Raw genomic sequence first — 21,013 nt, 5'->3', positions numbered from 1 at the left:
TGAATAAACAGAGTGGTTATAGTAAACCCTATGATTAAATAAATCATAGAGGTGGATATAGAACTATGGAAGTAGTAAAGGTGAAAAAAGAAGATGGTAAGGAAAGATACTTTGTTATAGATGATAACGGATTGCCTATAGAACCGATATTAAAGTTTATTAGGTTTAAGGACAACACCAATTCTGCAAGGAATACTTTAAGGATGTATTGTCAGCATTTAAAGCTATACTTTGAATATTTACAACAAAGAGAATTAGATTTTCAAGCAGTAACTATTGATGACTTAGCGTTGTTTGTAAACTGGTTACAAAATCCGTATAAGAGCTTAAAGGTTATCCCTGTTAAACCAATAGATGCTGCAAGGAGTCCAAGAACAGTAAATATTGTAGTAAATGCAGTTTTAACATTCTACGACTATATTTTAAGACATGAAGAATACAGTAATAATATTTCAGATAGACTTAAAAAGTTTGTATCTACTCCGAGTAGAAACTTCAAAGGATTTTTATATGGAATAGCTTACGAACAAAAGAAAATTACAAGTAATATATTAAAACTAGAAGTTCATAAGTCTAAACCTAAGACTTTATCTAAAGAGGAAATAGGAACGCTCGTTAGAGCTTGTAATAACCTTAGAGATAAGTTTCTATTAGCATTACTATATGAAACAGGAATTAGAATAGGCGAAGCCTTATCATTATGGATAGAAGATTTCAATATAAGTGATATGATTATAGATATTCAAGATAGAGGTGAACTTGAGAATAACGCGGAAATTAAAACTATTTCAAGTGCAAGAAGGATCGATATATCTCAAAATTTAGCTAATATGTTTATGGAATACATCGCTGAATATCATAATGAAGGGGTTGTAACTAACCATATATTCATAAAAATAAGTGGTGAACACAAACATAAAGCGATGGATTATGTTTGTGTTGATAATTTATTTAGAACATTTAAAAAGAAAACTGACATATATTCTACTCCACACATGTTTAGGCATAGTTCGCTAACAGTTCTTAGAATGGCTGGATGGCAACCAGAGTTGCTTAGGATAAGAGCAGGCCATAAAAATATTTATACTACTTTAAACACTTATATACACCCTTCTAACGAAGAAATAAGGTCAGAGTTTAATAAAACTCAACCTAATTTAGACTTAGATATTTACAACAAGAAGGAAGAATAGGTGAAGAATTTACAAAAGATAAATAGTAATCAACAAAGTAAACATGATGATATTATTGAATATCTTAGACAAGATATTGGATATTGGTTAGAAAATGATAAATGGGATTTAACAGAAGATATTTTTATAGGAAAAAGAATTTATACATATAGAAATATAGATTTCTCTACATTTGAAAACCTAGACTTAAAAAATGAAATGAAATACTATTTCCTATACTCTTTTAAGAATAAATATCTTACTAATAAAGTAATAGTTAGACAGGGAAGAGTTCTAAAACATTTAAGTGCTTTTTTAAATAGCAATGATATAAGAAGCTTTTTGAATTTAGATAAAGAAAAAACATATATAAAATGGAAATTATATTTAATAAATAAAGATGTAAAATACTCGCCAACAGAAACAAGATATTTTTCGTTTACAAATATGTTAATAGATTTCATTAAAGATTTTTATGATGATAGGGAAGAAACTGAAAAAGATATATGGTATTCAAAAAATATTAAAGGCTCTAAAATACCTGCAAGTGGTGCTAATAACAGTAAAAATATTTCTATTAATTTTAATAGTATTCCTATCTATTATAGAGAGACGATTAAACATTACTTTATAACAATAATAACAAGAAAATCGTGGAGTCATTGTGTTGAAATAATAAATGTATTGAATTATTTTTTTAATACGTTTTACTCAAATGGTTATTCAAATGGATTTTTAAAGGACTTATCAAGACAAAATATAGAGACTTATTTATACTGGATAAATAATGATCATAAAGAAAAAAACAATCATTACAGGAGTAAATTTTTATCGTATGTAAGAATATTTTTACACTATATTCAATTGGCTCAATATACAGAAGCACCTTGTAAAGAGTTGGCATTTTTAATATTTAAAGACGATACGCCTCATAGGGATACAATGTCTATACAAGTTAAAACAGCTAAATTTATTCCAGAGCCTATAATAAAACAATTAGATAACAATACTATGAATTTAGATAGATCACAGTATATACCTATTTATATTCTTCTTAGAGAAACAGGATGGCGTGGTACTGATATACTAAATCTTAGATATCATAATTGCTTAGAACAAATATGGAATAGTAAAGAGCAAAGCTATAATTACTATCTTTGTGGCGAAATAACTAAAACAGGTATAGCACAACTTAAAATTCCTATAAGGAATAAGGTTGCTGAAATGGTTCAAAAGTCTATTGACGAAGCTAAAAAATTAAGTAAGGAAGACAATAATCCTAAAAAGTATTTATTTAATACTTACGACGGAAAGTTAAAAGGAAGGCCATTAAGCAAATCAGCATTATTACAAACCATTAAAAGACTCATTGAAGAAAAAGATATTAGAGATGTTAATGGCGAGCTATATCATTTTAGGCTTCATTCTCTAAGACACACAAGAGCCAAAGAATATGTTGAGCAAGGTATGGGTATAAGTATTATTCAGCAGATTTTAGGTCATCAGAGCCTTCAAATGACAGTTCATTATGCTACTGTAAGTGAAAATGCCCTTTATGAGAAATGGAAGAATACTGAGGATTTAGAACTCTTTAAAGTGAATACAGAAACTAATGAGATTATAGTAGTAGATGCTTCAACCGACGCAGGAGAAAATCTTATCAGATATGAATATGTTAAAAAGAATTTGGATGCTGTAAGAGTTCCTTTTGGAGTATGTTTTAAAGCTTCTAAAATACCTTGTAAGCAACAGATGAACCATTGTTTAACTTGTGCAAGTTTCTGCACTACTATCGAGAATGTCCCTGAATATGAGGAAGAAATTGAGAAGGTTAAAACTCAAATAGAAATAAGTAATAGATGTGGTAGAGAACTTTGGGCTGAAAAGAATAAAGGTTATTTACAATTGCTTCAAAAAACATTAGAAAAAGTTAAAGAGCAAAAATTAGTACATAAGAACAGTAAGTCGGGGGAGGATACATAATGGCTGGAAGTACTAAAGGATTAAAGAAATACGCAGAAGAAAAGACCCGAATTACTTTAGAAAAAGTTGATAAAGCCATTAGAGAACTATCTTTGACTGAACAAAAAGTTAACTTTAATAGTGTTTCTCAGCTTAGTGGCGTTTCTAAAACTTTTCTTTATAAAAATGAAGAAACTAAGAAAAGAATAGAAGAACTTAGGGATAAGCAAACAAGCAGAAATATGAATCAAAGAGCTAAATATGATAAAACAGCTAAATCTAAAGATGTTATCATAATGGCAAAGGATCTAAAGATTAAAAAACTTGAAACAGAAAACAAGAAATTCAAAGAGCAATTAGAGTTTCTTAGAGGTAAAATATACGAAAAAATATAAAGTGTAAGGAGAGAAATTATGGTTATTGATAAAAAGTATATACAGAATTTGAAAGAGAAGTCATTTTTAAATATATCTGAAGATATGGAGAATCTAGTTCTTGAAAAGTTTTTAATTAAACCTAAAGCAGAGAAAATGGACATATATATGAGTATTCCCAACAAGGCGTTTTTGAGCAAATAAGGAAAATGTTTTAGGCTACATAGGTTATATGTAGTCTATGTATAAAACAAGTAAAATCAATCAGTGTACAAGCAAGTACACTAGATATTTTATGGAGGAATAGCCATGAATGATAATAGTATTGAAAAAGTATCTCTAAAATTAGTGGCTAGTTTCAATAAAGCATTAGTTGAAGATGGACTAGCATCTAAATCTATAGAAAGCTATACGGGAGACATTAGGGGCTTTATTGATTGGTTAGAATCTAAGGGGAACATTTTCACAGGTAAACTAACCAGATTTCATTGTACAGCCTATAAAAACTTCCTAGTGCAAAATAACTATGAGATAAACACTATCAACAAGAAAATTAATAGCCTACAATCCTTTAATCAATTCCTAATAGATGAAAAGTATCTAACTGAGCAAGTAGTGAATCTAAAAAAAGATAAGCTAAAACTAGCTGCTGGGAGTGAAAAAGAAGTTGAAGTATTTACAGATGTTGAAGTTGAAGAGCTACTATTCTTTATTCATTCAGAAGGAGCAACATCAAGGCTTAGACTAATAATAGTACTTTTACTCTATACTGGTCTGAGAGTATCAGAACTAGTAAATATAAAGTTAAAGGATATAGATCTCCTAGCTATGAATCTAACTATTTCTTGTGGTAAAGGATCTAAGAGACGAGAAATTCCTCTAAAGGGAGAAGTAATAGAGGCGATAAAGGAATACCTAGAGGGAGAAAGAAGAAGCAATAAGTTTGCAGAAAGTGAATTTCTAATTCTAACAAACAGGGCAGCAAGGATGGATAGAGATGCTGTCAATAAACTCCTAAACAAGCTAGGAATGAGTCTAGGACTAAAAATGTACCCTCATTTGTTCAGGCATACCTTCTGTACAAATCTCCTTCGCAAAAAGGTGGAGCTGACGACAGTGGCAAAACTGGCAGGACATGCTTCCATTCAGACTACGGCAAACTTTTATATTAATACAAGCCAAAAGGACAAAAAAGAGGCAGTAGACCTTCTCTAATGTACGTCTATAGTTTCAATAAATAAGGGTAAAATAGTGTAGAATAAAGTTAAATTTTCTGATAAAATAGAGATAAGGAAGGAGATGGTTACATGGAGAGATTAAAACCTCTAAATGATTTCATATTTAAGAAAACCTTCGGTGAGGAAGAAACAAAAGATAATCTAATAGCACTGCTTAATGCTATTCTAAGTAAAGAAGATAGAGGTAAGTTAGTTACATTAGAAATAGTTGAAAATAAAGAATTGACACCAGAATTAATTGAAGATAAAACAGGTATAATAGATGTAAGGGCTAAAACAGCAGATGGTACACAGCTTGAGATAGAAGTGCAGCTAACAAACCAGCATAACATGGATAAAAGAACAATGTGGTACTGGGGAGAAATGTTCTCAGAAGGAATAAAAAAGGGAGAAGATTATAAGAATCTACCTAAGGTCATTACTATAAATATAGTAGATTTTGAATATATTAAAATCCCTGAGAAGTTTCATACAACATTTCATCTATGGGAAGATGAGGTCAAAGACTACATGCTAACAGACGTAGTTGAGATTCACTTTATAGAGATGGCAAAATTTAGAAAGTTAGAAAATAAGAATCTAAAAGAAGATAAGCTGCAAAGGTGGCTATCCTTCTTTAGAGAAGATATAAGTAAAGAGGAGTTGGAAGAGTTGATGGACATGGACATTGATATTAAAAAAGCAGAAGAAAAAATTGAATATCTAAGTAGTGATCCAAAGACATTAGAACTATACAAAGCAAGAGAAAGATCACTTCATGAGAGGGCTAACATGATAAGTTCTGCTCAGGATGAAACAGCAATAAAGATAGCAAAAAATCTCTTGAACATGGGATTGTCAGTTGAACAAGTTGCAAAGGGGTCTGAACTTACAATACAAAAAGTAAATGAAATAAAAAAGAAGATATTGCAATAGAATAAAGAATAGTATAAATACCGAATCCCTTACATCAATAAAAGATGTAGGGGATTTTTCAAGCTATTACAATATATTTAATGGTTTAAGTGTAATAATAAGTATATATTATAATCTTAGAAAGGTACATTCATACATGATGAATAATACCCTAGGATCACATAGGAACATAAGAAGGAGGAATTATATATGTTAGTAAAGTGGGCAGTAGGTGGTGCTGTAGTGGGAGCAATAGCAGCAGTAATGACAAGTACAAGCATTGGTTCAGGAATAATATTTGGTGCAATAGTAGGTGTAGTATTTAGAAAATGGATAGCAAGAACTCTATGGATGTAAGTGGAAAGTAAAATGAGAAAAATCAAGACCATAAAATAGATTGGAAACATATAGGCACTTAACCTTACAGCAATATGGTTAAGTGCTATTATTATGCCTAAAACCAATATTGAAAGGAATGAGAACAATGATAAAAAGCTCACTAACGAGAATGGACATTGAATATCTTGAGAGAAGAATTAAGAAAGCTATAGAAGAATTCGGTATAGAGAACCTAATGGAGTATACAGTAAACTCAGTTGTAGGGTGTGATATAAGCGACTTCTACAAGACTGTACTAGAAGAGGTACTAATTGAAGATAACTATGTTGATGCGTTGGAAACAAGTGATGGTAAATATGAACTAACCTTTGAGTTTGAGGGTAAAGATATGTGGTATATTAGCAGCCATGCGTGGGATACAGTAGAAATAATAGTAGAGAATCTAATAGAAAATGTAATAATACCACACATAAAAAGGGGGAGAGCTTCATGGCTAAATCAATCTATTGCATAGGAAAAAAAGTAGGAGATCAAATGGTCATGAAGGTGTGTGAAAATGAAGATAAGAAAACACCTGCTAAAAGAATAAATATTGTATCAATTAAGATGGTAAGGGAGGGCAGTATCCTCTATGACGTTAGAAAAATTAGTAGCCCTTCTGAAGGAGCAGAGCTTGGTAGAAGATTCTTAGAAGACTTAGATAGGGAGCAACTCATAGTATGTTGCCTTGATACTAAGAATCAGCCACTTTCAATAAGTACGATAAGTATTGGGTCATTAAATGCTTCAATTGTCCACCCAAGAGAAACCTATAAAGTGGCAATATTATCCAATGCAGCTAGCATAATATTATTTCATAATCATCCCTCAGGAGATACAAATCCTTCCTCAGAAGATATTAGTATTACTAAGAGACTAAAGGAAGCTGGCGAAATAATTGGGATAAGCCTTATAGATCATATTATTATTATTATTATTATTGGGTCAGATGGAAAGTACTGTAGCCTAAAAGAAAAAGGGATATTGTAGGAAAGGGAGATGCTTAAGATGTTTGATAAAAGTAATAGGTACATAACTAGCAGCAGTTTCGCTTCACTATTAAATGAATCCATAAAATTCAACAGGTTAAACAGTTTTTGAAAGTAGTAGTAAATTCCGGTAAAACACTTGAAATATAGTTCATTTCCTAATAAAATAATTATAGGGAAATGAGGTATAAAATGGGTAAAAGATACTTGGACAAGCTGGTTAAATATATGAAGGATGTTTATAAAATAGAGAAGGGGATTAGTAAGTTAAGTGATAAAAGAAGAAATCCAATCTATGATACCGGGCAGGTAATATTGCCGGTACTTTTTGGGTTCATGATAAGAATTCAAAGTTTCAATGAATTAAATAATAGAATTAAGAGTAATGATTTTAAAAGACTTGTATCAAGAAAGACAAAGTTTCCATTTATAGATACAATTAGGGATACATTGAAGGTTATAAATGTAAAAGGAATAGATGATATTAATGTAGGAATAATAAAAAAATCTGTGGAAAATAAAGTATTTAGAAAGGGAACTATAGATGGTTACAGTGTGGCCGCTATAGATGGAACTAAAATATTCGGAAGTAATAAAAAAAGTTGTAAGGAATGTTTAGTTACAGTGAAAGGTAAAAACACACATTACTCACATAGTGCAGTTTTCATTTCTACAGTTGGGAAAAAACCAAGAATGGTATTAGATTTTGAATTATACAAGGCAGGGATTGATAGCCCGAAAAAGGATGAAGGCGAGCTAACTGTAGCAAAGAGGCTACTTGAGAAGGTTACTAGTGAACATAAAAATCTAATTGATATTGTTGTATATGATGCCCTGGCATGTAATTCAATATGGATAAATCATTGTAATAAATGCAAAGTAACTCCGGTAGTTCAAGTTAAGAAAAACAATATAAATAGTATAAAGGAAATAAAAAGTGAAATCAATAAAGAGGAGATAACTGAAAATTGGTATGATGAAGATAAAAAATTAGAAGTTAAAGTATATGAAAAAAGTCTCCACATGAATAATGTGGACGAGCCATTAAGATTTATAAAATTTACAAAGAAGAAAAATGATAAAAAATATTCGCAAATTTTACTGATAACAACATCCTTTGAAATTCCTTTAAAGGTATTGTATAAGATAATTAGCGCAAGATGGGATATAGAAAATAGTGTTTTCAATAATTTAAAAACCCATTGTGCTTTAGATAGATGTTTTGTTCATAATATAAATGCAATAGAAGCCATATTATATTTAATGATAATAGCTTCAAATCTAATGCAATTATTTATAAATAGAAGACTGAAAAGTGCTGTGAAATCGCAGAAGGAATTAATCAGGCTTATAATTAAAGAGCTCTATTTATTAAAAGAAAATAAAGAGTGTATTTTTAATACTACATAATAGATATAACAATAGAATAGGTTAGGGTGATATCGGTTAATGGGGAGGGGGAAAGTCTATTTATTTATAAGGAACAAGGGTGATTTTTACAGCAATAAAGTGAATTAGTGGAATAATAGCTGAAATAGAATAGGATAAATTTATGGAGCTAAAATGCATGCTATTAAATAGTTAAATTAAAATAAAGCCAAAAAATAGAATAAGATTATGAAGATAGAGTACATAATTTTGACACTCTATCTTTTTTCTATTTGACTGAATATCATATTGAAGTTTTGTATAAAATGATATAAAATGTAAACAAATGAATATTATATAAATTTATTTAATTGATTGAATAATTTAAGGGGATAATAATTTGAGGATAAAATGTAAAATAAAAATGCTGCGAATAAGGTAGCGAATTGGAGAAGTAGCAATTAAGCTGTTGCTACCGCAAGCACAGTTGACATAGTAACTCCATTATCAGCAGTTGTGTCAGTAATTATTATTAAAACAGCTGTCGAGGTTATACTGATGGTTCCATTGTTAATGTGACTAAGATAGATGTAACAAGGATAAATCTAAATCAAAATCAAGCAACTTTTAAAATTAAAAGTACTTGACACTAAATCCAATTATAACATCCTGCCAATTGTGATAATAAATTTAATTAGATTAAAAAGATAGTACTATTCACGAAAGTCATCTAAAAATATTTTTCGAAAAATATGGTGGGGAAACTGTTGGATGAAAATTAAGCGAATTTTAAGTATGGTTATTGTATATTTAATGTGTTTTATAATATTGCCTTTAGGTATTTGTCAAAAGGAAGCATTGGCACAGGATTTAGTAAAAGTTTCTAATATTAATGAACTAAAGCCATATGATGATATAAGAGGAAAAGATTTATCTGAATTAAATTTAAAAGATCAAGTTGAATTATTGTATAAACTTGATTTTGACACTTATACAAAATGGCCTGGTAAAGATAAAATGCCACAAAAATTTGAACCATTAAAACTATTAGAAGCAGGTAAAAATCCAGGACTAGGTATAAGGAAATTACAGCAGCAAGGTTATTTAGGTAATGGAGTTGCTATTGCATATATAGACCAACATTTATTACTTAATCATGAGGCTTATAAAAATGTTAATCTACACAATTATGATATTCAAACTGATAGAATTCAACCATCAATGCATGGACCTGCTGTTTTAAGTTTGCTTTCAGGAAAGGAAATAGGTCTTGTTCCAAATGCTGAGGTTTATTTTTTTGGACATGATGGCAATGAAGATGATAATGAGTTTGAAGCAAGAGCTTTTGAGAAAATAATTGAATTAAACAAGACATTATATGGAAATAAAAAGATTAAAATTGTAGGTATGTCTCATGGTATTGATGAAAGTTTAAATGTAGAATATGCAAAACATTTAAGAGTTGCTGAGGAGGCTGCGCGTAAAAGTGGAATTATAGTTATTGATGTTTCTATGGATATGGCTACTTGTGGAATAGGCGGATTTCAAGATAGAGATGATTATAAAAATTATCAAATAAGTAATTGGGAAAAACAATGGCAATCAGATATGTTTAAAGGACGGCTAATAGTTCCAGCAGATTTTAGAACAACAGCTGCAGGGTATAAAAGTGAACCTAATCATTATATTTATTGGGGTAATGGGGGATTTAGTTGGGGAGTTCCTTATATAACAGGAGTAATTACAATGGGACTTCAAATAAATTCTAACCTTACAGAAAAAGAAGCCTTACAGTTTCTTCATGAGGGCTCTAATAAGTATTTAAATGAAGATATGATTAACCCAGAAGGGTTTTTAAATTTGGTAAAACAAAATTGTGCAAATCCTAACGATGTAAGTTTAGATAAAGATTATAGATATTTTTTATATAATAAAAATAGAATATCAGAACAAGACTTAAAATCAATTACTGAATATACAAATAAGTTTAATGATGGAACTACTAGTATATTAAAAGATGTATCTGGGTACACTTCAGCACCAGATATATATGAAATGTTAAAAAATGATTCTAAAAGTAAAAATGGTACATTAAAAGGCATACAGATTTTTGGAACCTCCAATGATGTTCCAGCTTTTGATGTTCATTTTAAAATCCAAATGAAGGATTCAGTAGATGACAGTGGAAACTTTAAATCAGATTTCTTTTATTCTAATTTTAAGAATGATAGCAATAGTTTGAAAAATGATTTTAGCATATACAAAGCTTTTAGTGAAAAATTAAATATAAGCTTCATGCCAGAATGGACAGTTTCAAGGCTACCACTTATAAAAGGTGAGATTGCACCTTTTATAAATAAAAATAGTGAATATGTTGCCTCAGTTAAGGATAAACCTTTTGGAAATTTTGTGAATTTTTCAAATTCAATATTTGCAAGTAGTAATCATAGTGATGATTTGGGATATTTTCTAAAAGAAAGAATGGATAAAGAGTTTAACATATTAAGTAGCAGTGATTATAAACTCTATGGGAATAAACAGGGAACATATCCAGTGAATACAGAGGTTATTGGCGATTTCACAAAAGAAAATATAGCAAAGGAAAATAAAGATGGAATAAAAGCATTCATAATAAATACCCATGGTCAGGAGAATAATATTGATCAATGTATATATACATCAAAGGATAGTAGTTCAGAGAAAAGAATTTCTTTTATGAATAAAGACAATATAAATAATGTACTGTCAGAAAATTATTATAATCTAGATTTATGGACATGCTTAAATGGATATAATTTAGATGGGAAAAACTTGGTGCATGAAGCTATAGCTAATGGTAAATGTATAAGTGCTATGGCGGCATCTTCTGTAATTTCTAATAACGGGGTGCATAATGATGTTTCTTTAGAAAATATGAAAAAGAATAATTTTTACTATTTTTATCTTAAGTATTTGTATAATAGGGCTTTAGGTAAGACTCGAAGTGAAAGTTTTAATTCAGGAAAGCAAGCATATGTGCAAGAAATACTTAAAAATACGGACATGTTGAATGACGGAAATTATCAGTTTAATTTACATAATGTACTATCTTATCATTATTTTGGATTAATTGAATACTGGGATTACTCGGGTAAAAGTGATTTTAATCCTAAAATGGATGGCTCAGGTGATTCTGATAATCAAACTGCATTTGATGGAAACATAAAGTTCAGCAGTAATTATTCAGGTGGTGGTTTTAAAGTGAATTACTTTAAAGCAGAAAGAGTTGGAAATACTATAGAATTTACCTTGGATTATGAAAGTTCAGGGGATTGTGATTATAGCTTTTTTAATCCACCAAACGGTGATAAAATTATGAAAATTTTAAATAGTGGCATAAAAAAAGGCACTAATTCCACCAAGTTCAATATAAGCATGGAAGAATTTAGTAAGGTACTATCAGTAGACTATATAGGAATGCGATTTGGATTTGATGATAATTTTAATTTTATTGATTTCAATACATCACAACTAAAACCATTATTAACTTCCTCAAGTAATAACAATAAAGTTGTTAATGATAGTGATTCTATCCTATGCTGACAAATATCCTAAAAATGTTAGACGTAGGTAGGAATACAAAATTAGAAGATTTATCTTGTATTCAGGATGAACTAACGAGCTTATATGTATGTGAAAATACAGCATTGAATGACCAGCACTTTAGCTCCAATATTAAACAAAGTCATAAAATGGGGATAAAGTATTTATAAAAACTAGTAAAATATATGAAAGAAGTTTATAAAATATAAGAAGAGGGGGATTAATAAGTTAAGAGATAAAAGAAGAAATTCAATTTATAGTACCGCGCAGGTAATATTGCCGGTACTTTTTGGGTTCATGATAAGAATTCAAAGTTTCAACGAATTAAATAATAGATTTAATAGTAATGATTTTAAAAGACTTGTACCAAAAAAGACAAGTTTTCCATTTATAGACACAATTAGGGATACATTAAAAAGAGGCATTAAGGTTTATAAAATTCACAAAGAAGAAAAATGATAAAAAACTTTACAAGTTTTACTAATTAAAACATCTTTTGAAATTACTTTAAAGGTACTATATAAGATAATTAGTGCAAGGATGATTTTGGTTAATGGGGAGGGGGAAAGTCTATTTATGTGTAGCTATTTTAGCTACACAACAAAACAAGCAACAGTATAATTTTAAAGGGTAATGAATATCGACTTGAAATAGTCTTTGTTCTTGCCCTTTTTACTAAAGTAAATAATTAAAATTTATATAGATGTTACTAGACAATAGGAAAAGATAAAGACTATTAATATCCTTATCTTTGAGTTTATGATATATTATGGTATTATTAAATTAGAATCATATAATATATCATCCTAATAAACTTAAAGTATGTAGGGGGCTAAATGCAAATGGTAAATAAAAAATTAATAATGGCATTTTCTAAGTTCGCAATGGTTGCAATACTTGCATCTTCTGTTAGTGGAGTTGCTTATGCACAAGATGGTGATTTGTGGAAAGATGATGTAAACCTAGGCGGAATAGGTAATGTATTGCTTCATAATAAATCATCCATTTTTAATATGATAAGGTACATGGACACATACGGATATGAGGTAGAGAATAAAATTTACGATGCATCAAAGGTAAATGAGCAATTTAATAGTAATCCTAATGCAACAATAGAAGCAATAAAATCAAAAATAACAACGAACCTTACAGCAATTTGTGATGTTCCTGTAGCCTCGGGTGTAGTTGTTCAGTCAGTTAGTGCTACCAATGGTGAGAATGGACTTGTAGTTACTGTGGTATTCAATAAAGAATTAGGAACAGGAACATTTAGTCCTAAAGTACTTGTTGATGGAATAGTATTTAACATGTTGTTCGATGATAATGGACATACTGATATTGATTATAATCAATCAACATATACAGCAAAATTACCTTATCCAAAAATTCAAACTAAGAATGTAGCACAAAATGTAGATATATCAATTACTTTAGGTGATCAAGTTAAAACAATTTCAATTGTTATACCAGCTGCTCAATAAGTAGGATTAAAGATTTATAGTGTAAATCCTATTAACTTAATGAAAAATGTACTAAATTAAATAACACAACTTAAGGCACTCAAAAGGTGCCCTTTTTTAATGAAAAAAATAAGGGTTAGGGAGGTGTAATTATGGCTGAAAATGAGTGTAAGCGCAGTAGCTTCGTTCCAATAATACACTAGCCAATATAAATCAACAGTTTTAACGGCTTTTAAGAACAGTCGCAAATTCCGCTAAAAGGTTTGAAATGTAACTTGTTTTAATAAGATAATTATAGGAAAACGAAGTATAAAATGGGTAAAAAATACTTGGACAAGCTGGTTAAATACATGAAAGAAGTTTATAAAATAGAAAAAGGCATTAATAAACTAAGGGATAAAAGATGAAATCCAATTTATAGTACTGGGCAGGTAATGATACAAGTTTACATACTTTATAAATACTAGCTATCAAGAATATAGTTTTTTCGACGATAATAGCAATAAGGTCAACAATAAATAACATTTTAGCCAATACTTTCTAAAATGATTAGTAATTAGATATAAAAAAACTTCAACCATATTAAGTTGTTTTATATCTATGTGCTTAATAAAATTCAGAATATACATTTATTTATTATATATACAAATACAAACAATATATACAAATACAAATAATATATAAAAATATGTATTGTGTAAGATGTTCTAAGAAAAATCCAAATTTTGCAATTAAGTGTATATATTGTGGGGGAGAGTTACGGTTCTATGATCCAAAGGACTATGAGCCTATGTTTAGGAACGGTAAATTTATCGGGAATAATATGAAAGCCGATTATGTGTCTGATCCGATCTATAAAATGGAACGTGAAAAGGAAAGAGTATAGTAGTCACGGAAACTAATATTTAAAACTTGGTTTTTTATAGATTCATTATAGAACTATAAATTTTATGCTCAGAGATCGGTTTGTAATAAAAATAGGTATAGCAAACAAGCGCACAGTGCAAGAATTTTCAAAAAAAACATTTAATTGTTAAATAGCTACACTAATAGGTTTAAAATACTAAAACCTGAAACTTTAAGCCTTGCATCTAGATGAACATAAATTCCAGCAATCATAGTCATAAATGAATAATGTTTTTTGCCATGTATTCGTAAAGAATGAATGCCTTAACAACACCCGGTTTTTTATTAGGAAGTTTTTTATTTTTCCCAGGTGCCTTAATTTTAGAGGGCTTCTTCTTATAATAATATATTTTTTTTACTTTGGCCCTGTCGGTAGACAAATTTGAGAGCCATAATCTAGAGATAAAATTATAATGTGCACCAAGTGATGGGACATTATTTTTAGTGCAGCCTATATAGTTTGTAAATAACTCACTGGCATGAATCTTTTTAACCCAGTTGGTAATGCTTCTTTCCTCTTGGAAAAGCATTAAAGAAAATGAACGAAATATTTCAGGTTGAAGAGTTGCAGGGCTACCAATATTAGAATAATAATGTTTTAATATCTCTCCAAGAATATCTAAGTCTAAACAATACAACTTGGATATAGAAGGTTCAAATTGTATTTCTTTTTTAGGAAAAGATTTATACAAAACGTGAGAGATTTGAAATAATAAATTGCTGATAATCAGCATGAGAGCTCCAATTTTTAAGCATAAAATAATCCACCTATTAAAACATGTCTTTAGGAGGAATTTTTTAAAATTTTACATATATGTAAACTCTTTTATGCAAAAAAAATGGGGGAATCAACAAAAATTAATAATACTAAAATTGAGCTCTCATGGGCTCTGAAGGGTTTCCGTGAGAGCTCTAAATTAAAGGGGAGGAATTATATATGTACCGTTGTAGTAAATGTGAACATAAATTAGATGATGGTGATATATTCTGCCCAGAATGCGGGAATAAGCATAAATACAGGGAAAAAACTTCGCAACTATTAAATGAAGTAAATAGTTTTAAATCTCCAGAAAAAACAAAAAAAAGAAGTAATAAGTTACTAAGAGTAACTATAGTAGTAGTGTTACTTTTCTTTGGAGTATTTATGATTTGGAACACTGTTATTCCAGATGATTTTAAAAATTTTATGTCAGAGGTATTGCCTACGGAGATGGCGGCTGAATCAGCAGAAAATAGTATAGTAGGTAGTTGGGTGGGTACAGCGGAAGATGGGTCTATTGCATATATAGATTTTGAAAAAGAAAAGTTTAAAATGGTTTACCCGGATTCACAAAGAAGCATGAGTGGAATATATCTAATAGTTGATTCTGATACATTAAGCATTTACCCTTTAGTTGTAGATGGTGAAAAGACAGAAGGGAGAACAGAACTGAGACATAAGTTTTATTTTCAAGATGACAATACGTTAGTACTAAATCTTGATGGTAATAAATCGATACTTACAAAAGGGAATTATAATATTAATGATTCAAAAAAAGAAATTAATAAACAACAAACTACAACCGAAAGTGTTGAAAATGTGGAAGAAATTTTTCCGGTAGAAGAATCTGTATGGACTCCATCAGCTAATGTTAATTCAGATGCAGAGTCTACTGGAAGTGAAAATGATTCAAGTCAGAAAACTTTGAATTATACACCAATAAGTAATGAAGATATATTAATTTTAATAGCAAATGCATATAAGGCAGATAGCGATATTTTGCATTGTAAACAAGAAGGACGTCAATTTGAAACAACTAACGGTAGAGGATATACTGAGTTAAAACAAGAATTTAATAGTTATGAAAAAGTCAAAGATTATTTAGAGAAGTTTTGGGAAGAATCTCATACTGATTTATTTATAAATATGTATCGCATTAAATCTATTGAGGGTGTTTATTGTGCTCCTATAGGAGATGGGTCAAATCCAGATTACTCCCATGGAAATGTAATTAATATTGTTAATAACGGAAACAAGAAAAATTTAATTATTGAAGCAAATGAAGATGGCAATATATACAAATTCAATCATACAATTATATTTGAAAATGGTAAGTGGGTATTAATGCATAATGAAGAAGGGGGGCTTTAAGCTAATTGCTATCTAAAAACAAGCAATTAATATGGTGTAAAAAATAATTTAATACTTATATTTAAGTTATTACATATTATGGTATCATTGAATTATAATTATTTATTATATGATTCCAATAAACTCAAGAGATATAAGGGGGACTAAATACAAATGGTGAATAAAAAATTAATAATTGGGTTTTCAAAGCTGGCAGTGATTGTAATACTTGCATCTTCTGTAAGTGAGGTAGCTTATGCAAAAGATGGGGACTTATGGAAAGATGGAATCAACATAGGTGGAATAAGCAACGTATTACTTCATAATAAATCAGTAATTTTTAATATGATAAGGCACATGGACACATATGGCTATGAAGTAGCAAATAAAGTATATGATGCATCAAAGGTAAATGAGAAATTTAATAGTAATCCTGATGCAACGATTGAAGCAGTACAGTCAAAAATAACAACAATACTTACTCCAGAAGTATCAGTATCGGAGGTAATGGTTTTATCAGTAAAAGCTACGGCTGCTAATAGCTTTAAAGTGGTATTTAACAATTCGCCAGTAGATATAAGCAAAGTAGAATTTGTATTGAAAGAAACAGCTGGAACAGCTGTTACAACAAGTATTACCTGGAATTCATCTAATACTGAAGCTACATTAACATGCCCTTACGGCCTAACTCCTGATAATTATTCTGTGAATGTAAAAAATGATAGTATAGATTTAGGGACAAGTATGGTGGTAATAATGCAACAAGCAGTTGCGAAAATTGATATTACTTCAACAAAATTAGGGATTAGTAGTAATCAAAATACATATGGAGGTGTTATAGCTCAGAATGGATATGCAACTTATATTGTATTAGATCAATATGGGAATGATATAACAAGTTCACATTTGGCTAATAACATAGACTTTCAAACGAATGTAGGCTCTATAGCAGCAATAAAAGGATTAATTATGATAGCACCAGCTGATGGTTTGAATCTTATGGAAATTACTTCAGGAGTAGTAATTACGGCCTATGATGAAAGCACTGCAGTTTCCACAAATGCTATATTAACTGTACAATTAGGTACATTAAGTGATATAGCATTGGGTACAGCATTAACAAATACTGATGGTAAAGATTTAACAGCAGGAGATACTACAGATATATTCTATCTTCCTTTTACAGCTACAGATATAAGCGGTAACCCTACAACAAACTACACTCTTATTAAGAAAGGTTTGATATTACATAATGTTGATTATTTGTATACATCAATCCCATATGTAACAGCTCAACTTAAGCAGGATCCATCAGATTCAACAAAAGCGGTAATTGTGGTAAGAGCTCACGCAGATATAATATCGACTGATATTCCATTAGTAATTACTGCTATGACTTACACAGGAAAGCGTTCACAAATAAGCCTTACACTTAAGAAACAAGCAACATTAGATACATTTAAATTAATGCCTCCAGTTGGAGAGTAAAGGTCAATGAATATTTGATTAGGATAGTTAAGAAAAATAAAATAACAGGGGGATTAGTTATGCGAAAAATAATGCCAAAAATATTATCATTTATATTGTGTTGTTTATTAAGTTTGAATTCAGTATATATAGCTAAAGCGGATACATTGAGTCCATGGATAGAATTAGCAAGGATGGATAATGTAGCTGTAAATAAAACTTTTACTGTTGTATTTACAAAGAATATAGTTGAAGAGAATATTGATGCAATTGTTATAGAGCAAAACAATAAATTTGTTGCTGTCAATATAAGTTATGATTCGGATAAGGCTTATGTAACACCTGTAAAACCATTTGCAGAAGGTGAATACAAATTTAAGATATTATTAGGTAATGGTAAAAAATATTTTATGAAATTTACTACATCAAATATAGAATATGATTATACTAAAAATTCAAGGGATAAAGTTATAAAGGTATATCCAAGAAAGGATAGTGGATTTTCTTATCCTTATTATTTAAGTATTCCTAATAATTTAGTAACATCTAAGGATATAAATATAATTGTGGAACCTAATAATGATGGAAGAGTAGGAGACGTAGAGAAACAAGATACTTTTGTCAAAGATAGAATTTTAAATGAAGGTTCTTTAGCTGCTAGTGTAAATAAACAAATAAATTCTATAATTTTAATGCCTGTGTTTCCAAGAGGAGTGACTTCAGATGGATATGAAAATTGGAAACTTTATACTCATGAATTGGATAGAGATACAATATTGGGATACGATAATGAAAAAATAAGAATAGATGATCAATTAATAAATATGATAAATGATGCTAAAAATGTTATAAATAAAGAGAACATAACTTTTGTAAAAGATAAAGTATTAATGATAGGTTTTTCAGCTTCAGCAAGATTCGTTAATAGATTTGCTTTATTACATCCGGAATTAGTTCAAGCTGTAGCTACCGGAGGAATAAATTCAAACCCTATTATACCTTTAGAAGAACTTGAAGGTCAAAAGTTAATATACCCTGTAGGACTTGGTGATGCTAAAGAAATACTTGGAAGAGATATTAATCTTGATGCATATAAAAAAGTAAAACAATATATATATATGGGAGAATTAGATACTAATGATGATGTTTCAGGACACGACGGATATGATGATGCAGAAAGACAACTTATATATAATTTAATAGGAAGAAATCAATTGCCAGATAGATGGAATAAAAGCCAAAAAATATTTAGTAATCTTCCTTATCCCATACAATTTGTAACATATAAGGGAATAGGACATACAATTAATAGAGATACAATTTCTGATGTAACTAAATTTTTTGAACAAAACGCTGGAAATGAATTTCTAAAAATACAACCACATAATGCTTATTAGTAGATATAGAGGGGCAATTGTATGTTCAATTATCAAAGTTTGCAATAGCTGCAACAATTCATATAGTTAATAATGACACAATAAAAATTTATGATCATGAAGGAAATACTGATTGTACTTATATATTTATTCTATTGCCTGTGGCTCAATACTTCCTAACCAATTAGGATACTTTGGATTTGATTTGTAATCTATTACTCAATAGTGACTAACATTTTTAAGTAAATTAAATGTTAGAAATATACTCTGTAATAAATTAAATATAACAATTTAAGACACTCGAAAGGGTGTCTATTTTAATATTCAAAAATTAAGGGGCATTTAAGATGTTAATATACAATGAGTATTGTTGTTAAATACATGAAGTAAGTCTATCAAATAGAAAAAGGATTAATAAGTTATTACCAATATAACCATCATAATATGCTTTCTTATCATTATTTTAGATTTGATGATAACCTAACTGGATTAATTTCGCTATGATTATCTGGTGGTGTATGTGATATTATTAGAATACCATTGATCCTAAGCATGCCAACTAAGATACAATTTGGTATTGGAGTGCTAACTTACACTAGTTAAATGGGTGGCTAACATTGTTATAAATGTTTGACTACTTACTTAAAGAATAAAATTTTACAAGAGTAATAAGCGAAGGTATAAAGAATTATAATTTTTAACCGATAATATTAACAATGCATAACATATTAAAAAATAAATTATAAGAATAAAAAAAATTAAAACTTACTACTTAAATATAATTTATTTGAAAAACATATTCAGCTAAAAATTTAAAAAGGGGTGGAAGTAAATTGTTCAACGGTATTGTTAATTTTAATTGGAGAAATGTCTTAAAAAAAATTTCTGTTGGTATTCCATTAGTTATGTTGCTTATGACTTCAATGGTATATGCTGCTGATAATACTCAGGTTTTACCAAATCAAAATATAAGTACTAGTAAAATTTCATGGAGCATAAGCTTTTGGAGTGAATATGACAAGACATCAATTAATAGTGGTACTTTATATTTGATTCAAGACAGTACAGGAGCAAAGCTTAGTTGTACTTATAATTTTATAGATGATACTACTGTAATTATGAATTCGGTTAATAGACTTAAAATGGGCGGGATATATTCAGTTATAGTAACAAGTGGTGTGAAATCTGCTGATACAGGAGAATACCTTAGTGTTCCTGCGAAAAAAACCTATACAGTAACTGAAAACTTAGTAATTGATACAGTTTTAGCTAGTGACGATGTTTCTGTACTACAAAATAACCAACCTGTGCTTCCAAGCACTGTTGATGTTTTATATAAAGATGGTTCTATAGGAAAAGAACCTGTTACTTGGGCCTCAGTTAGTACAAGCACTGCCGGATTAAAAAAAATAACAGGCAGAATTAATGGATTAACTATAACAACATCAATTAATGTTAATGTAACAGCAGTAGAATATGTTAAAGACATTTCCTTAGAATATTATTCACTTTTGGGTATATATTCAGTAAATGTCCAAGCAGAAAGTAGTGTATCTAGAATGTCTCTTAATGGTGTTGATATGTACTATAACGGAAATGATAGTTTCCAATTGAATACACTACTTACAAAGGGTTCAACTGTAACATTTAATGCATACGATTCTTCAAACAAGCTACTTGGGTTCAAGAAATATACAGTTCAGCAATAATAAATTTTATACAAATGAGGGGGAATAA

General features: G+C 29.5%; 18 protein-coding genes. 17 read left to right on the top strand and 1 reads right to left on the bottom strand.

Going from position 1 to position 21,013, the window contains the following annotated elements; genetic code table 11:
- The first annotated feature begins 65 nt into the window (after positions 1-65).
- The 13 genes from KPL51_RS12220 (at position 66) to KPL51_RS12160 (ending at position 13,438) form a co-directional block, all read left to right on the top strand.
- On the top strand, positions 66-1,193 hold the full coding sequence (locus tag KPL51_RS12220) for a tyrosine-type recombinase/integrase (protein ID WP_216161692.1): 1,128 nt from the start codon (positions 66-68) through the stop codon (positions 1,191-1,193).
- Positions 1,194-3,155 carry a tyrosine-type recombinase/integrase gene (locus KPL51_RS12215; protein ID WP_216161689.1) on the top strand — a complete coding sequence of 654 codons (1,962 nt, stop codon included), beginning with the start codon at positions 1,194-1,196 and terminating at the stop codon, positions 3,153-3,155.
- Positions 3,155-3,529, top strand: coding sequence for a DUF6262 family protein (locus tag KPL51_RS12210; RefSeq protein ID WP_216161687.1), 375 nt, complete (start codon positions 3,155-3,157; stop codon positions 3,527-3,529). Before KPL51_RS12215 ends, KPL51_RS12210 begins: the two co-directional genes overlap by 1 nt.
- An 18-nt stretch (positions 3,530-3,547) precedes the next feature.
- Entirely contained in the window at positions 3,548-3,712 is a 165-nt protein-coding gene (locus KPL51_RS12205) for a hypothetical protein (RefSeq protein ID WP_216161861.1), read from the top strand.
- Positions 3,713-3,817: 105 nt separating this feature from the next.
- On the top strand, positions 3,818-4,723 hold the full coding sequence (locus tag KPL51_RS12200; protein WP_216161684.1) for a tyrosine-type recombinase/integrase: 906 nt from the start codon (positions 3,818-3,820) through the stop codon (positions 4,721-4,723).
- A 92-nt stretch (positions 4,724-4,815) separates the two neighbouring features.
- Complete coding sequence (locus KPL51_RS12195) at positions 4,816-5,661, top strand: Rpn family recombination-promoting nuclease/putative transposase (protein ID WP_216161681.1); 846 nt, start codon at positions 4,816-4,818, stop codon at positions 5,659-5,661.
- A 189-nt stretch (positions 5,662-5,850) separates the two neighbouring features.
- Positions 5,851-5,997, top strand: coding sequence for a hypothetical protein (locus KPL51_RS12190; protein WP_216161678.1), 147 nt, complete (start codon positions 5,851-5,853; stop codon positions 5,995-5,997).
- A gap of 127 nt (positions 5,998-6,124) precedes the next feature.
- Entirely contained in the window at positions 6,125-6,493 is a 369-nt protein-coding gene (locus KPL51_RS12185) for a hypothetical protein (protein ID WP_216161675.1), read from the top strand.
- On the top strand, positions 6,469-7,008 hold the full coding sequence (locus KPL51_RS12180; protein ID WP_216161673.1) for a JAB domain-containing protein: 540 nt from the start codon (positions 6,469-6,471) through the stop codon (positions 7,006-7,008). The genes KPL51_RS12185 and KPL51_RS12180 overlap by 25 nt, the downstream gene beginning before the upstream one ends.
- A gap of 191 nt (positions 7,009-7,199) precedes the next feature.
- Positions 7,200-8,417: a transposase gene (locus tag KPL51_RS23515; protein ID WP_224853505.1), complete on the top strand. Its 1,218-nt coding sequence runs from the start codon at positions 7,200-7,202 to the stop codon at positions 8,415-8,417.
- Positions 8,418-9,146: 729 nt separating this feature from the next.
- Positions 9,147-11,957 (top strand): S8/S53 family peptidase, encoded by a 2,811-nt coding sequence (locus KPL51_RS12170; protein WP_216161670.1) that lies wholly within the window; start codon positions 9,147-9,149, stop codon positions 11,955-11,957.
- 276 nt (positions 11,958-12,233) lie between these two features.
- Positions 12,234-12,416, top strand: coding sequence for a hypothetical protein (locus tag KPL51_RS12165; protein ID WP_216161667.1), 183 nt, complete (start codon positions 12,234-12,236; stop codon positions 12,414-12,416).
- Between the two features lie 383 nt (positions 12,417-12,799).
- Positions 12,800-13,438 carry a hypothetical protein gene (locus KPL51_RS12160; protein WP_216161664.1) on the top strand — a complete coding sequence of 213 codons (639 nt, stop codon included), beginning with the start codon at positions 12,800-12,802 and terminating at the stop codon, positions 13,436-13,438.
- Positions 13,439-14,538: 1,100 nt separating this feature from the next.
- Here KPL51_RS12160 and KPL51_RS12155 read toward each other — a convergent pair.
- Positions 14,539-15,057, bottom strand: a complete 519-nt coding sequence (locus KPL51_RS12155; RefSeq protein ID WP_216161661.1) for a hypothetical protein — start codon at positions 15,055-15,057, stop codon at positions 14,539-14,541.
- 203 nt (positions 15,058-15,260) lie between these two features.
- Here KPL51_RS12155 and KPL51_RS12150 point away from each other — a divergent pair, with 203 nt between their 5' ends.
- The 4 genes from KPL51_RS12150 (at position 15,261) to KPL51_RS12135 (ending at position 20,985) form a co-directional block, all read left to right on the top strand.
- Complete coding sequence (locus KPL51_RS12150) at positions 15,261-16,454, top strand: DL-endopeptidase inhibitor IseA family protein (protein ID WP_216161838.1); 1,194 nt, start codon at positions 15,261-15,263, stop codon at positions 16,452-16,454.
- A gap of 153 nt (positions 16,455-16,607) precedes the next feature.
- Positions 16,608-17,921 carry a hypothetical protein gene (locus tag KPL51_RS12145; protein ID WP_216161658.1) on the top strand — a complete coding sequence of 438 codons (1,314 nt, stop codon included), beginning with the start codon at positions 16,608-16,610 and terminating at the stop codon, positions 17,919-17,921.
- 59 nt (positions 17,922-17,980) lie between these two features.
- Positions 17,981-19,297: an Ig-like domain-containing domain gene (locus tag KPL51_RS12140; RefSeq protein ID WP_216161655.1), complete on the top strand. Its 1,317-nt coding sequence runs from the start codon at positions 17,981-17,983 to the stop codon at positions 19,295-19,297.
- A gap of 812 nt (positions 19,298-20,109) precedes the next feature.
- Positions 20,110-20,985, top strand: coding sequence for an Ig-like domain-containing protein (locus KPL51_RS12135; protein WP_216161652.1), 876 nt, complete (start codon positions 20,110-20,112; stop codon positions 20,983-20,985).
- The last annotated feature ends 28 nt before the right edge of the window (positions 20,986-21,013 follow it).

The sequence above is a fragment of the Clostridium bowmanii genome (assembly GCF_018861315.1).
In the GTDB taxonomy this organism is placed as follows: Bacteria; Bacillota; Clostridia; order Clostridiales; family Clostridiaceae; genus Clostridium_AD; species Clostridium_AD bowmanii.
The sequence above is the reverse complement of the archived record's forward strand: the minus strand, read 5'-3'. Positions and strand labels throughout refer to the sequence as shown.

What these genes read in the sequence shown, in the direction of transcription:
- KPL51_RS12220 (WP_216161692.1), top strand. Translation starts at nt 66, where the DNA reads ATGGAAGTAGTAAAGGTGAAAAAAGAAGATGGTAAGGAAAGATACTTT.
- KPL51_RS12210 (WP_216161687.1), top strand. Translation starts at nt 3,155, where the DNA reads ATGGCTGGAAGTACTAAAGGATTAAAGAAATACGCAGAAGAAAAGACC.
- KPL51_RS12205 (WP_216161861.1), top strand. Translation starts at nt 3,548, where the DNA reads ATGGTTATTGATAAAAAGTATATACAGAATTTGAAAGAGAAGTCATTT.
- KPL51_RS12200 (WP_216161684.1), top strand. Translation starts at nt 3,818, where the DNA reads ATGAATGATAATAGTATTGAAAAAGTATCTCTAAAATTAGTGGCTAGT.
- KPL51_RS12195 (WP_216161681.1), top strand. Translation starts at nt 4,816, where the DNA reads ATGGAGAGATTAAAACCTCTAAATGATTTCATATTTAAGAAAACCTTC.
- KPL51_RS12190 (WP_216161678.1), top strand. Translation starts at nt 5,851, where the DNA reads ATGTTAGTAAAGTGGGCAGTAGGTGGTGCTGTAGTGGGAGCAATAGCA.
- KPL51_RS12185 (WP_216161675.1), top strand. Translation starts at nt 6,125, where the DNA reads ATGATAAAAAGCTCACTAACGAGAATGGACATTGAATATCTTGAGAGA.
- KPL51_RS12180 (WP_216161673.1), top strand. Translation starts at nt 6,469, where the DNA reads ATGGCTAAATCAATCTATTGCATAGGAAAAAAAGTAGGAGATCAAATG.
- KPL51_RS23515 (WP_224853505.1), top strand. Translation starts at nt 7,200, where the DNA reads ATGGGTAAAAGATACTTGGACAAGCTGGTTAAATATATGAAGGATGTT.
- KPL51_RS12170 (WP_216161670.1), top strand. Translation starts at nt 9,147, where the DNA reads ATGAAAATTAAGCGAATTTTAAGTATGGTTATTGTATATTTAATGTGT.
- KPL51_RS12160 (WP_216161664.1), top strand. Translation starts at nt 12,800, where the DNA reads ATGGTAAATAAAAAATTAATAATGGCATTTTCTAAGTTCGCAATGGTT.
- KPL51_RS12155 (WP_216161661.1), bottom strand. Translation starts at nt 15,057, where the DNA reads ATGCTGATTATCAGCAATTTATTATTTCAAATCTCTCACGTTTTGTAT.
- KPL51_RS12150 (WP_216161838.1), top strand. Translation starts at nt 15,261, where the DNA reads ATGTACCGTTGTAGTAAATGTGAACATAAATTAGATGATGGTGATATA.
- KPL51_RS12145 (WP_216161658.1), top strand. Translation starts at nt 16,608, where the DNA reads ATGGTGAATAAAAAATTAATAATTGGGTTTTCAAAGCTGGCAGTGATT.
- KPL51_RS12140 (WP_216161655.1), top strand. Translation starts at nt 17,981, where the DNA reads ATGCGAAAAATAATGCCAAAAATATTATCATTTATATTGTGTTGTTTA.